Source organism: Pseudoxanthomonas sp. GW835-FHT14C01 (assembly GCF_058793715.1).
This window is the reverse complement of record NZ_JBXAGB010000003.1, coordinates 387,432-399,651: the sequence shown is the minus strand read 5'-3', so window position 1 is coordinate 399,651 and position 12,220 is coordinate 387,432. Positions and strand designations below refer to the sequence as shown.

General features: G+C 65.4%; 16 protein-coding genes. 15 read left to right on the top strand and 1 reads right to left on the bottom strand.

The annotated features are described in order from the left end of the window. Positions 1-570 precede the first annotated feature (570 nt). Positions 571-885 carry a DUF736 domain-containing protein gene (locus tag AC1Q5B_RS15220; RefSeq protein WP_014646114.1) on the top strand — a complete coding sequence of 105 codons (315 nt, stop codon included), beginning with the start codon at positions 571-573 and terminating at the stop codon, positions 883-885. 70 nt (positions 886-955) lie between these two features. Here the strand turns inward: AC1Q5B_RS15220 and AC1Q5B_RS15215 are convergent, their stop codons facing one another. Further along, positions 956-1,249, bottom strand: coding sequence for a helix-turn-helix domain-containing protein (locus tag AC1Q5B_RS15215; protein ID WP_015476703.1), 294 nt, complete (start codon positions 1,247-1,249; stop codon positions 956-958). A gap of 318 nt (positions 1,250-1,567) precedes the next feature. On the opposite strand from AC1Q5B_RS15215, the gene AC1Q5B_RS15210 reads away from it, so the two are divergent. From AC1Q5B_RS15210 to AC1Q5B_RS15145, 14 genes are all read left to right on the top strand, one after another. Next, positions 1,568-1,918 (top strand): DUF2958 domain-containing protein, encoded by a 351-nt coding sequence (locus AC1Q5B_RS15210; RefSeq protein ID WP_015476702.1) that lies wholly within the window; start codon positions 1,568-1,570, stop codon positions 1,916-1,918. Between the two features lie 335 nt (positions 1,919-2,253). Continuing rightward, entirely contained in the window at positions 2,254-3,051 is a 798-nt protein-coding gene (locus AC1Q5B_RS15205; RefSeq protein ID WP_028240160.1) for a DUF2285 domain-containing protein, read from the top strand. 75 nt (positions 3,052-3,126) lie between these two features. Next, positions 3,127-3,411 carry a helix-turn-helix transcriptional regulator gene (locus AC1Q5B_RS15200; protein WP_026069907.1) on the top strand — a complete coding sequence of 95 codons (285 nt, stop codon included), beginning with the start codon at positions 3,127-3,129 and terminating at the stop codon, positions 3,409-3,411. 14 nt (positions 3,412-3,425) lie between these two features. After that, positions 3,426-4,295, top strand: a complete 870-nt coding sequence (locus AC1Q5B_RS15195; RefSeq protein WP_028240159.1) for a replication initiator protein A — start codon at positions 3,426-3,428, stop codon at positions 4,293-4,295. A 241-nt stretch (positions 4,296-4,536) separates the two neighbouring features. Continuing rightward, entirely contained in the window at positions 4,537-5,175 is a 639-nt protein-coding gene (gene parA, locus AC1Q5B_RS15190; protein ID WP_015476698.1) for a ParA family partition ATPase, read from the top strand. Further along, positions 5,172-5,435 (top strand): hypothetical protein, encoded by a 264-nt coding sequence (locus AC1Q5B_RS15185; RefSeq protein WP_023094609.1) that lies wholly within the window; start codon positions 5,172-5,174, stop codon positions 5,433-5,435. Before parA ends, AC1Q5B_RS15185 begins: the two co-directional genes overlap by 4 nt. Continuing rightward, on the top strand, positions 5,432-5,989 hold the full coding sequence (locus tag AC1Q5B_RS15180; protein ID WP_015476696.1) for a DUF2840 domain-containing protein: 558 nt from the start codon (positions 5,432-5,434) through the stop codon (positions 5,987-5,989). Before AC1Q5B_RS15185 ends, AC1Q5B_RS15180 begins: the two co-directional genes overlap by 4 nt. Beyond that, entirely contained in the window at positions 5,986-6,585 is a 600-nt protein-coding gene (locus AC1Q5B_RS15175; RefSeq protein WP_492632400.1) for a S26 family signal peptidase, read from the top strand. The genes AC1Q5B_RS15180 and AC1Q5B_RS15175 overlap by 4 nt, the downstream gene beginning before the upstream one ends. 448 nt (positions 6,586-7,033) lie before the next feature. Continuing rightward, positions 7,034-9,031 carry a relaxase/mobilization nuclease domain-containing protein gene (locus AC1Q5B_RS15170; protein ID WP_492632399.1) on the top strand — a complete coding sequence of 666 codons (1,998 nt, stop codon included), beginning with the start codon at positions 7,034-7,036 and terminating at the stop codon, positions 9,029-9,031. 153 nt (positions 9,032-9,184) lie between these two features. Continuing rightward, entirely contained in the window at positions 9,185-9,565 is a 381-nt protein-coding gene (locus AC1Q5B_RS15165) for a PadR family transcriptional regulator (RefSeq protein WP_044314809.1), read from the top strand. Between the two features lie 54 nt (positions 9,566-9,619). Then, complete coding sequence (locus AC1Q5B_RS15160; protein ID WP_033946864.1) at positions 9,620-10,513, top strand: permease; 894 nt, start codon at positions 9,620-9,622, stop codon at positions 10,511-10,513. Between the two features lie 12 nt (positions 10,514-10,525). Then, the gene (locus tag AC1Q5B_RS15155) at positions 10,526-10,723 is read left to right on the top strand and encodes a hypothetical protein (RefSeq protein WP_044314810.1); all 198 of its coding nucleotides are present in this window, start codon (positions 10,526-10,528) and stop codon (positions 10,721-10,723) included. A 111-nt stretch (positions 10,724-10,834) separates the two neighbouring features. Continuing rightward, positions 10,835-11,002, top strand: a complete 168-nt coding sequence (locus tag AC1Q5B_RS15150) for a hypothetical protein (RefSeq protein WP_492632398.1) — start codon at positions 10,835-10,837, stop codon at positions 11,000-11,002. 33 nt (positions 11,003-11,035) lie between these two features. Then, a complete protein-coding gene (locus AC1Q5B_RS15145; protein WP_044314812.1) occupies positions 11,036-12,121 on the top strand; it encodes a methyltransferase domain-containing protein in 1,086 nt (361 codons plus the stop codon). Positions 12,122-12,220 lie beyond the last annotated feature (99 nt).

Below are 12,220 nucleotides of genomic sequence, written 5' to 3'. Positions count from 1 at the left end.
AAGGTTTCGATGGCGCCCCGCCGCAATGGGCGGGGCTTGTAGGGCTACGCCCCGGCTTGCTGCGGCAGGTTGTGCGATAGCGTGCCGTCCCCGACGCTGGCGATTCGCGCCTGTACGTCACGAAGGGCGATTCACCGACACGCCACCCGGCCTCGCTATGGAGCATCCACACCACGCCTCAAGCATGTGGTCGCGCGCTGCGGCAGGGGCGCTCTGGCCTTGTCGTCGGGGCTTTGACCTGGTTCGCGTCAGGGCGCAAGCCGGTGCAGCCGTCACGCGGGGATGCCGAGTCGGCCATGTCTCCTTTCGGGGGCGGGCGGCCCGTGCGTCCTTGGCTTGTCGTGAATCCTGGCGAGGGAACGGCTACGCCTTGGGCTTCATGGCCGCAACCTTCCAGCGAAAACAATTTCCCCGCCGCTGCGCGGCTTCCTCGCGCGGCAAATTCTTTTCGCTTCCAGGTTCTCCACGGTGTTGCGACCGCTGCGCGGTGCGGCCAGCCCATCCCCCGCCGGCCGGATCACAACAAGGACGCACTGGCGCGACCTTGTTCAACCCGAAAGGAGAAACATCATGGCTAACATCGGCACCTTCACCGCAGAGAAAGACGGCTTCACCGGCCAGCTCCGCACCCTGACCCTGAACGTCAAGGTCAAGCTGGTTCCCAACGACAAGGGCGACAGCGAGAACGCCCCCGACTTCCACCTTCAGGCGGCCGGCCACGAGATCGGCGCGGCGTGGAAGAAGACCAGTGAGGCCGGGCGCGAGTACCTGTCCGTGAGCATCGACGACCCTTCGTTCCCGGCGACGGTCTATGCCCGCCTGATCGAGAACGAGGACGGCACGCACGACCTGATCTGGTCGCGCAGCAAGCCCAAGGCAGCCTGACGGCCGCCCACCGCGCCCCGTCCATTGCGGCGGGGCGCCGTGCTGCTGGCGCAGCACGTCACGCACGCGCCTACGGCGTGTCGCGTTCCTTCAACACCGCCTCCAGCTCCTGGCGCACCTGCGCCAGAAGCTGATCGGCCCTGCGCGTGCTGTCGCCGGCATAGGCCAGCGTCAGCAACGTGAGCGGATGCACGTCCATGACCTCGCACAGCTCGGTCAGCTTGTGCATGGTCGGGCTCTTCAGGTCGCGCTCCAGCAAACTCAGGTAGGTACGGCTGGACACGTCGGAGAACGCTTCCTGGCTCAAGCCGCGCGCTTTCCTGACCGTCCGTATTGCTGTCGCCAATGAGTCTTTCGCCGCCACCTATGGTTTTCCTTAGAAAACCAAGATGACAGCCGATTGCGCACTATAGGGCTACAAACTATAGTGCGCATTTGGTGTCGTTGATTTCCGTATTCGTGCCTTTGCAGAAATCCGCATGGGCGGATTCCGACAGAATCTGGGAACCGCATCTGTGTCTTTCCTGGCCTGCGCAATTCCGCTTCCGCGTTTCCGTGCATGTACGGATTCGATGGCTTGCGCCTTCGTGCTTTCCCGCCAAAGCACGCATCCGCTTCGGCGGTTCCGCGCTTCGGTGGAAAATCGTATCCGTGCATCCTCGGATGCGTGGGGATTCGGGCCATGACCCAGCCGCTCGTCACCGCTGAACAGCGGGCGCAACTGCTCGCCGTCGGCGCGGCACGCGCCGCTGGCCGAAGCATCGACCCAATGCCGGCGGTGCGACTGTTCACCCCCGACGCGCACGCCACCTGGCTGCTGGCCGCGCTCGACCCGGCCGATGGCGATACGGCATGGGGGCTGATCGACCTGGGAATAGGCATGCCCGGCCTGGGCCATGTGAAGCTGTCCGATCTGGCGTCCATCGTCGGGCCGCACAAGCAACCTGTGATGCGCGATCGCTACTTCCAGCCCGTGCGGCGGCTGTCGGAGTACCTGCGGCTGGCCGAGGAAAACGGTTCGATCACCGACTGAGCAGTCCCAGCCAACGACGGCGCATTCTGACTATTTCAGTCTTACCCAAGACCTGATTGGTCTGAATCCGCACTCTTGCACCGAAGCGGTGCGCTTCTGATGCAAACAGTCATGATCTATGGCGCGGGCTGCTGCACGGTGCTCCATGCTGCGCACCATTTTTGTGGCGCGCAACCGTCGCATTCAGACGATTTCCGCAATGCCCTGGAGCCAATCGGTCTTGACACCGCAGTTACAGAGTACCCCGATTTCGATGACGACTTGATGGCGACTCGATAGCTCCCGCACAGCGGAATCCGTGGCGACGTTCCTGCTGAATGACAGGAGGCTGCGTCATGGCTGACCCGAGCGCCGAACACTGGTATCCGACCGCCGCGTATCTCTACATGCTGCACCTCGACGGCCCCGCGCTGGCGTGGGAATACCTGCGTCGCCACCCCGACTACCGCCGCGACTGGCTGCGCCGCCGCCGCCGGCCAGAGGCCGCCGCGCGCTGGGGACTGCGCCTGCTGGAAGATCCCGCCCTGGATGCGCGCGACGCGCACCCGGCCTGGTTCCCCGATCACGATGCGGTAGTGCAGCTCTACCCGGACGCCGACCCGCCGCCCGACGCGGTGGCTTTCGCGTTCTGGTGCCTTCCCGGCCAGAAGCACCTGATCCACGACGGCAAGCGCCTGGTGCTGCTGACACGCTGGCTGGGCTGCTGCCTGCGGCTGGTGATCGCTCCCGGCCTGGCCGACGGCATGGCTTACGCCTATGCCATTCGCGCCTGCGCCGCATCCTGCGGACGCTATCAGGCGCTGGCGGCCGAACTGGACAAGCTGGCCGCCGCTGGCGATGCAGCGCCAGCGGGAACGGCACGGTCGCGGCCGGCACCCGCTGCGCTGCTGGAGTTGAACACGCTCCAGGCGCTCGACGGCACCCTCGCGGGCGCGTCCCTGCGCGACGTGGCCGAAGGGCTGTTCGGCGTCGATGCTGTCGCCGCCGACTGGTACGCCGATAGCGCCTTGCGCGCCCGCGTGCGGCGACTGGTGCACCGGGGCGATGCGCTGATGCGCGGCGGCTATCGCCGCCTGGCACAGCTTCCGCCCGTTGCACAGGGACGCGCTGCATCCCCTGCAAAACGTCCCTGAGCAGGAAGCCTTGCTTTCTTGAAAGTGCCTCTATCCGGCCGCGTGGTGTGGCCGGGCTTGATGGAGGTACATCCCATGCGACCCGCTCCCTTGCGGCCTGCCGCCGCTGCTGTCGCTGCGCCCGTGCAGCCCCAACGCTACCTGACCAACGACGAAGCCGCCGAATACCTGCGTCTGTCGCCGCGCACGCTGGAGAAACAGCGCGTGATCGGCGGCGGCCCGAAGTTCCGCAAGTTCGGCCGCCGCGTCATGTACGCGGTGGCCGACCTCGATGCCTGGGCCGACCAGCGCAGCTACGAGGCCACGTCCGACCCGGAATATGCCGAGCGTCACGCGGGCGACTACCGTGATGGCCGCTGATCGTCGGCTCGCCGGTGGCCATCGTCATGTCCAGCCCATCGCTGCCGTCGGGGCAGCGATCGCAGCAGCGGGAACAGCTCGACCTGTTCCGCGCGCTGCCGGGCGACGGCATGGCGCCGCGCGACAGCCAGGACTTGATGGCCTTTCCGTTCTTCTCGCTGGCGAAGTCGCGGCGCACGGCGCCGATCGACTTCCGCAGCGGGAACATCACCATCCGCGTGGAAGGCACGGCCGAGCACGGCATCGCCACGATATGGGATGCCGACGTGTTGATTTGGGCGGCCTCGCAGATCGTGGAGGCGCGCGACGCAGGCATTCGCCCGTCGCGCTGGATACACGCCACGCCCTACGAAATCCTGCGCTTCATCGGGCGCGGCACGTCCTTGAACGACTACCAGCGCCTGAAAGCCGCGCTCGACCGGCTGCAATCGACCAGCGTGGCGACTTCCATCCGCGAAACCACCGGGAGGCGCTTGCACCGCTTTTCGTGGGTGAACGAATGGCGCGAGCTGGCCGACGCCAGCGGCACGCCGCTGGGCATCGAGCTGATCCTGCCGGACTGGTTCTATGCCGGCGTGCTCGATGCCGCCCTGGTGTTGACCATCGACCCGGCCTATTTCCGCTTGAAAGGTGGCATCGAACGCTGGCTGTATCGCCTGGTGCGCAAGCACGGCGGGCGGCAGGAACACGGCTGGCAATTCGACTTCCGGCATCTGCACCGCAAGTCCGGCAGCGCGGCGCGCTTCTCGGACTTCGCCTACGACCTGCGCGTGCTGGTCGCGCGGCAGTCGCTGCCCGGCTACGTCCTGGGCATCGAGTCGATGCCGGACGAGAAGCTGGAACTGCTGACCTTCCGGCCCGTGCCGTTCACGGCACGGGGATAACTGCGGGAAAAGCTGTGGACGGCCTCGTGCTATCAGGAGTGCCGGGTATCGTGCTATCGGGAGTACGCCTATCGTGCTATCAGGAGTACGAAAACGCCGCAAAGCCAGTAACGGCGCGGGTTTGCGACCCCTCTAACTTACCTAACTATAAATCTCTAACTTTTAGTAGAAACGCGTCGTTTCGGTGGACAACCACGAAACGGCACGGCCAGGCCGGCTTTCCAGCAGGGAGGGCCGCGCCATGATCTTCGCGTTTCTCAACCAGAAAGGCGGCGTCGGCAAGACCACACTCGCTACCCACATCGCGGGCGAGCTGGCGATGCGCGGGCTGCACGTCATCCTGCTGGACGCCGACCCGCAGGGTTCTTCGCTGGACTGGACGCAGCGCAGAAGCCAGCAGGGCTTGCCACGGCTGTTCAGCGCCGTGGGCCTCGCCCGCGAAACGCTGCATCAGGAAGCGCCGGAGCTGGCCCGCCGCGCCGATCACATCATCATCGACGGCCCGCCGCGCATCGCCGCCCTGGCGCGTTCCGCGCTGCTGGCGGCCGAGCGCGTGCTGATTCCCGTGCAGCCCAGCCCGTATGACCTTTGGGCCAGCGCCGAGATGGTGGCGCTGATCCGCGAGGCACAGGTGTTCCGGCCTGCGCTGCGCGCGGCCTTCGTCATCAATCGGCGCGTCAGTACCACCATCATCGGCAGGGAAGCACGGCAATCGCTGGCCGAACAGCCGCTGCCGGCGCTGCACAGCGAAGTGCGCCAGCGCATCGTCTTCGCCGACAGCGTGGCCGCTGGCCGGCTCGCCCGCGAAACCGCGCCCGACAGCGCCGCCGCACGCGAGATTGCCGTGCTCACCGATGAACTGCTGCGGTGGCCGACATGAGCAGCCCGCGCAGCAAGCGCGTCGGCATCGGCGCACGTCCGCCCGCGAATCCGCACGCCGAGGCGTGGATTCGCCAGGGCGATGCCGATGCACTCAACAAAGGCGACCTCTACACCGCACGCCTGACGCTCGACGTGACGCCTGCGCTGCGCGCGCGCATCAAGATCGCCGCCTTCGGCCAGGGCGTGACCGTGGCCGAACTGCTGCGCGGCCTGCTGGAGCGGGAGTTTCCCGACAAGCGCCCGGAGAACCTGCCATGAACGGATCCGCCTTGCCTGCCGCTCATGCGGCGACGGCTGCACCGGCTGCTGCGCCGCCGCCTTCGCTTTCGACGCTCGCCGACCAAGCTGGCAGCGTGCCGCTGACTCGCGTATCGCTCGCCTACATCGAACCGCGCTTCAAGCTCTACCTGCGCTTCGGCGAGCCGGCGCGCACGCTGCGGCTCGACCGCTGGCGGCGCTGCGCGGTGTTCCTGCCGCGTGCAATGTTCTGCCGCGTGCGCTGGGAAGCAAACGACTACGGCACGATCCGCTGGCAACTCATGGTGATGCAAGCCGCCACGCCGCTGGACGACATGCAGCGCATCCCCGGCGTGCGGCCGGGCGCACGCCTGCTGCTGCACGCCGAAGGCGAAAACGCGGTGCCTGCCGTGCTGGAACGCATCGACGGCATCGAAGGGCAAGGCATCGCCGCCATCGACGTGTCGCCCGCGTACTGGCGCACGCTGGGCAACCGTCTGGCGGCCCGCCTGGCGCTGCCCGAATACACCGCCGAGCGGCACGCCGCCTGGCTGGCCGGAAAGGCGCTGCCATGACGACCCAATCCAACACCACATGCACGCACGAAGCCGCGCCGCATCCTCGCTCGCGCCTGCGCGTTCGCATCGTGCTGGCGGGCTTCGCTGCCGTCGGCCTCGCTGCGCTGGCCTGGGCGGCTTTCGTGTCGCCGCTGCCGCGTCTGACCTACAACCCGTCCGACAGCGTGGCGGTCGGCTGGTATCGCATCGAACCGTTCGACCCGCGCACCGCCTCGCTGCCACGTCCGTTGTCCGTGGACAGCATCGTGCTGGTGCCGCTGCCCGACAGGGCCGCCATGCTGGCTGCGCAGCGCGGCTACCTGCCGACCCGCGTTCCGCTGCTCAAACGTGTGGGCGCGGTCGCGCCGCAACACGTTTGCATGGTCGCCGGGCAGGTACGCATCGACGGCGTGCCTGCGGCCGCCTCGCTGCCTGCCGACCGGCTGGGCCGGCCGCTGCCATCCTTGCAGCTTTGCCGCCGCCTCGAACCGGGCGAGCTGTTCCTGTTGAGCGTGACCAATCCGGCATCGTTCGACAGCCGCTATTTCGGCCCGGTCAGCGCATCCGCCGTGATCGGCGTCACGCACCCGGTCTGGCTGGAGACACGCCCATGATGGCCGTCGATTCGCTGCACGTTGCCGTGCCTCTCGTCGTGCCATCGAGCATGTCGTTCCAGTGGCTGCCGCCGTGTCGTCGCGCGTGCAGCGCGGGCGCATTCGCGCCGCGCCTCGCGCAACATCCGGCGCAGCCGTCCAGCGTGCAGGTGTCTTGCCTCGAACGCGCCCGGCCTGCGGCCATTGGCGCGTTCGCCGGCGGGCTGGCTGCAAGCAGCGCAGCGCCGCCGGGCCGCCGACGCCCGGAGCGACAGCGAGGGGCAAAGGCGGAAGGCAAGACAAAAGGACGCGGCACCAGGCCGCGTCGAGAGCCTGTCTGCACATGGGGGTGGCGCGGCACGCAGCGGCTCCGCCGCCGTGCCGCGTGGGGCGCGAAGGTCGCGCCAATGCAGGCATGTCCGCGTGCTTCGCACGACGGGACACGCCAGAGCTTGCAGGTAGAGCGGCTATGACCGACCGCCGCGACGACGATTTCCGCGTGCGCCCCAGCGCCCCGAAGAATCGGGGTAAGGGCCAGGGCCATAGCTTCGTTTCCAAGGTGCTCAAGCAGGCTGGCAAGGCCAGCGGCGGCAAGTCCTCGATGCGCCATTCCGCCGCGTCCGGCGGCCAGGGCCAGCGCGCAGGCCAGCGGCCCGGCTCGCGCCTGGGACGCGGCCATACGGCGGCGCGTTTCGCCGGGGCGAAGCTGACGCCCATGTCTCGGCGCGTGACGATCAAGACCCTGCTGGTCAATCAACGCAATGCCAGCCCGCAGTCGCTCGCCAAGCATCTGCGCTACATCGAGCGCGACGGCGCCGGCCGCGATGGCGAACCGGGCCGGGCCTACGGGCCGCAGACCGACGAGGCCGACCTCGACGCCTTCAAGGAGCGGGCCGCCGACGATCGGCACCATTTCCGCTTCATCGTCTCCCCGGAGGACGGGGCCGAACTGGACGACTTGCGCACCTACACACAGCATCTGGTGAACCGCATGGAAGCCGACCTGGGCACGCGGCTGGATTGGGTGGCGGTCGATCACTGGAACACCGATAACCCGCACACTCACCTGATCGTGCGCGGACGCGACGACACGGGCAAAGACCTCATCATCGCGGGCGACTACATCGCCCACGGCTTCCGCCATCGCGCCGCAGGGCTGGCGACGGAATGGCTCGGGCCGCGCACCGAACTGGAGATCCAGCAGACCTTGCAGCGCGAGGTGGAACAGGAGCGGTGGACGAGCCTTGACCGCACGTTGCAGCGCGAGGCTGGCGAGGATGGCTGGGTGCAGATCGAACGTTTCAACGAACCCCGGCTGCAACGCCAGCGCCTGCTGCTGATCGGCCGTCTGCAACGCTTGCAGCGCCTGGGCCTGGCTGAAGAAGCGCAGCCCGGCATCTGGGCTGTCCATGCGGACGCGGAGAAGACCTTGCGTGCCCTGGGCGAGCGTGGCGACATCATCCGTACCATGCAGCGTGCCATGAGCGGGCGACCGCGCGAGCTGGCGGTGTTCGAGCCGGGCGAGGATGGCCGTACTGTCATCGGTCGCGTCGCCGCCAAGGGGCTGGCCGACGAGCTGCACGACCGCGGCTATCTGGTCATCGACGGTGTGGACGGCAAGGCCCACTACGTCGCCTTGAACGCCCGCGACGAGCTGGCGAACTATCCCGCCGGTGCGGTGGTGGAAGTGCGTGGTTCCGCCGAGGTGCGGGCGGCCGACAAGAACATCGCCGCGCTGGCGAGCGATGGCCTGTACCGCGCCAATCACCACCTGGTAATCGAACAGGGCCGTGCCAAGGATGGGCGCGACCCGCAGGAAGTTGTCGCGTCGCATGTCCGGCGGCTGGAAGCCCTGCGCCGAGCCGGTATCGTGGAGCGCGTCGCCGAAGGGCTATGGAAGGTGCCGGACGACCTGACCGAGCGTGGCCGCCAGTACGACGCACAGCGCCTGGGCGGCGTGGCGGTGGAGCTGAAATCTCACCTGCCCATCGAGCGGCAGGCCCGCGTGATCGGGGCCACCTGGCTCGACCAGCAGTTGATCAGCAGCGGTCGTGGGCTGGGCGACCTGGGCTTTGGCGGCGACGCCAAGCAGGCCATGCAGCAGCGTGCCGACTTCCTCGAAGAACAGGGGCTGGCCCAACGACGCAGCCAACGCGTCATCCTCGCCCGAAACCTGCTGGGCACGCTGCGTAATCGGGAGCTGGCGCAGGCCGCCAAGGACATAGCGGCGGAAACCGGCCTGGAGCATCGCCCGGTGGCCGACGGGCAGCGCGTGGCCGGCATCTATCGGCGCTCCATCATGCTCGCCAGCGGGCGCTTCGCCATGCTGGACGACGGCTTGGGTTTCACGCTCGTGCCTTGGAAGCCCGTCATCGAACAGCGGCTGGGCCAATCCCTGGCCGCCACGGTCCGCGGCGGGCATGCCTCCTGGGAATTCGGCCGCCAGCGCGGCCCGTCTGTCGGCTAAAGACTGAATTTGTCATGTGTGCCGTGGCTCGTGATGCTTCACTTGTGGTCGCAGACTCATGCGAGCGCCCTCTATCCGGCCAGGCACCGCCCCAGGAGGGGATTTTTCGGTTGCCGCTTGATACCTTGATGGACAAGGTATATAATTGGGTTCATGGATAAATCGACGACTTCCCTCAAGACCGTAGAGCGCACACCGGTGGACTATACCGACCGGTTGTATTGGAGCGGCATCATCAAGATGAGCCTGTCCAAGTTCTTCATTCTGAGCGTGCTGCAAAAGCGGCCCATGCACGGCTATGAGATCGCACGTGAAGTGGAGTGCTCGACCCAAGGTTGTTGCGCCCCCACCGAAGGCACTATCTACCCGGTGTTGCTCGAGTTCGAGCAGGGCGGCTATGTCACCGCGCATACCGAAACGGTTGCGGGCCGTGGACGCAAGGTCTACACGTTGACCGACAAGGGCCGCGAAGCCTTCACGGTAGCGGTAGATGCTTGGATGGAGGTGGCTGCGCACATCACCCGTCAGCAATGACGGTTTTTTTTGAATATAAACATTGACCATCTATGCATTGATCAGGAATATATAATGAACCTGAACACACTCACCGAAACCCTGCAGTTCTTCGCCATGATCAGCGCCGAGCTCATCGCGCTGTTCTTCGTCGTCAGTTTCATGGTGGCGATGATGCAGGAGTATGTACCAGCCAGCACGGTGCAACGCCTGCTGACCGGGCGAGGCCTGCGTGGCAACATCGTCGGTGCCGGGCTGGGGGCAGTCACGCCGTTTTGCTCCTGCTCGACCATTCCGGTCACGGTCGGCTTGCTCAACGCCGGTGCGCCATTTGGCGCCACCATGTCCTTTCTAGTTTCCTCGCCCATCCTCAATCCGGTGATCCTGGGCTTACTGGTCACGTTGTTCGGCTGGAAGTTCACCGTCTTCTATGGCGCCGCGTCCTTTGTGCTGGCGGTGGCAGTGGGCGCGGTCTGGCAGCTCTTTGGCCTGGAGCGCGACGTAAAGAAGGTGCGTGTGGTGGGCGAGAGCGAAATTGCAGGGCCGACCGACTTCAAATCGCGCCTGCGCCGAGCTGGCAGCGCGGCCTTTGCTTTGTTCAAGACTTCCTTGCCCTACCTGCTGATCGGCGCGGGCATTGGCGCGCTAATTTATGGCGTGGTACCCGGCGAGTGGATCGCCACTATGGCAGGTGCCGACAACCCGTTCGCAATTCCCGTGGCCGCTGCTATCGGTGTGCCGCTATACATCCGCGCTGAAACCCTGATTCCGATTGGTATGGCCTTGCAGTCCCAAGGCATGAGCATCGGCGCGGTAGCGGCGCTGATCATCGCTGGCGCAGGTGCCAGCATTCCCGAAGTCACGCTGCTCAACACGATCTTCCGGCCCCGACTGGTGGCAGTGTTCGTGCTGACGATCTTCACGGTCGCCATCAGCGTGGGTTACGTCGCCAATCTGTTGTTTATTTGAAGGAGAAAGACCATGTCAGAGAAAAAGGGCTTTATAGCGCGTTTGTTTGGTAAGCAGGAGGACTCGGCTTGCTGCGCGGTGCGCATCGAAGAAGTGCCCAAGACGGAAATGACCCCAATGCCCGTCGCCAAGAAATCCGCATGTTGCGCGGTGCGCATTGAGGAGGTCAAGGACGATGATGCCACTCAGCAGCCACCTGCCGCCCGGTAGCCCAATCGACCTATCAAGGTGGAAACCACGCCGGTGCTGGAAACGGTGAGCCTGCAACACGACATGCTCCGCGCGTAGATTGAGCCTTGGGCTAGGGTGATCAACAACAGCTTGGCTGCCGCCCGTCCGGCATCGCCATTCCTGGTGACGCGCGCCAACCGCGAACTGCCGCTGATTGCCGACGCGCGCGGCCAGCATGCCCATCGCTTCGCCATGATTCCGTTGCAGGCGCAGGAGCCTGTCGGCATCGACTTGTTGGGCCGCATGGCTGCCCACTGACCTTAAACCCTTCAACTCAAAGGAAGACAGTCCATGAACAATCAAGCTCCAACCCTGGAACGGCGGATCGAGGAAGTTCAGCACTACTACGGGGACACCTTGACGGATAAGCAAGATTTGGCGACCAATGTCTGCACAGCGGACGAGCCGCCATCAGACGCCATCAAAGCTATCCTGACGCAAATACACGACGATGTGCAGATGCGCTTCTACGGTTGTGGTGCGCCCTTCCCCCCGCTGCTGGAGGGCGCAACCGTGATGGACCTGGGCTGCGGCGGCGGACGCGACTGCTTCGTGCTGTCTAGCCTGGTGGGCGAGCGAGGCAAGGTCATCGGTGTGGACGCCACAGCCGAACAGATCGCTTTCGCGCAGAGCTATGTGGAGCACCACCGCAAGGTCTTCGGCCACACCGAAAGCAACGTCCGCTTCCTGCAAGGCAATATCGAAGCCCTGGATCAGCTCGACCTGCCGCCGGAGAGCATAGATGTCATCGTTTCCAACTGCGTGATCAACCTGTCGATGACCAAGGCCGATGTGCTGGCAGGTATGGCCAAACTGCTCAAGCCTGGCGGCGAAATCTACTTCGCCGATATCTTCTCGGACCGCAGGCTAGCCCCTGGGTTGAAAGACGATCCGCTTATCGTCGGCGAGTGCATCGGTGATGCGCTGTATTTCGAGGACTTCGTGCGTTTGGCACAGGCTGCCGGCTTCCTTGATGTGCGAGTTACCGCCAAGAGCCTGAAGACCATCGCCAATCCCGCCATCGAAGCAAAGCTCGGGGGCGCCAAGTTGTACTCGATCACCTTGCGCCTGTTCAAGATGGATTTGGAAGACCGTTGCGAGGATTACGGGCAGGTTGCCATCTACAAAGGCAACCTGCCGGAAGCCCCCGACCGATTCGTGCTGGACAACGGCCATGCTTTCGATACCGGTCGGGCGGTACCGGTATGTCGCAATACGGCCGACATGATCAGCAAGAGTCGTTATCGGATCTTGTTCGATGTGATTGGCGACGGCCGCCGACACTATGGCCTTTTCCAGTGTGGTACGCCGCAGATTGAGTCAGTGCCGACGCTGGCCGATGTGGGCGTTTGCGGCCCCGCTGGGTGCGGATGCTAGGAGCCCCCATTTTGCGTGCAACACGAAGTGAGATCAGGACGGCCGATCATGCCTTCCTGATCTCGGCGTTTTCAAGCGAAAGAGGATAGGAATGCTGCG

Excerpts from the sequence above, each read along its gene's own strand:
- AC1Q5B_RS15220 (WP_014646114.1), top strand. The coding sequence starts at position 571 with ATGGCTAACATCGGCACCTTCACCGCAGAGAAAGACGGCTTCACCGGC.
- AC1Q5B_RS15210 (WP_015476702.1), top strand. The coding sequence starts at position 1,568 with ATGACCCAGCCGCTCGTCACCGCTGAACAGCGGGCGCAACTGCTCGCC.
- AC1Q5B_RS15205 (WP_028240160.1), top strand. The coding sequence starts at position 2,254 with ATGGCTGACCCGAGCGCCGAACACTGGTATCCGACCGCCGCGTATCTC.
- AC1Q5B_RS15200 (WP_026069907.1), top strand. The coding sequence starts at position 3,127 with ATGCGACCCGCTCCCTTGCGGCCTGCCGCCGCTGCTGTCGCTGCGCCC.
- parA (WP_015476698.1), top strand. The coding sequence starts at position 4,537 with ATGATCTTCGCGTTTCTCAACCAGAAAGGCGGCGTCGGCAAGACCACA.
- AC1Q5B_RS15185 (WP_023094609.1), top strand. The coding sequence starts at position 5,172 with ATGAGCAGCCCGCGCAGCAAGCGCGTCGGCATCGGCGCACGTCCGCCC.
- AC1Q5B_RS15180 (WP_015476696.1), top strand. The coding sequence starts at position 5,432 with ATGAACGGATCCGCCTTGCCTGCCGCTCATGCGGCGACGGCTGCACCG.
- AC1Q5B_RS15175 (WP_492632400.1), top strand. The coding sequence starts at position 5,986 with ATGACGACCCAATCCAACACCACATGCACGCACGAAGCCGCGCCGCAT.
- AC1Q5B_RS15170 (WP_492632399.1), top strand. The coding sequence starts at position 7,034 with ATGACCGACCGCCGCGACGACGATTTCCGCGTGCGCCCCAGCGCCCCG.
- AC1Q5B_RS15165 (WP_044314809.1), top strand. The coding sequence starts at position 9,185 with ATGGATAAATCGACGACTTCCCTCAAGACCGTAGAGCGCACACCGGTG.
- AC1Q5B_RS15160 (WP_033946864.1), top strand. The coding sequence starts at position 9,620 with ATGAACCTGAACACACTCACCGAAACCCTGCAGTTCTTCGCCATGATC.
- AC1Q5B_RS15155 (WP_044314810.1), top strand. The coding sequence starts at position 10,526 with ATGTCAGAGAAAAAGGGCTTTATAGCGCGTTTGTTTGGTAAGCAGGAG.
- AC1Q5B_RS15145 (WP_044314812.1), top strand. The coding sequence starts at position 11,036 with ATGAACAATCAAGCTCCAACCCTGGAACGGCGGATCGAGGAAGTTCAG.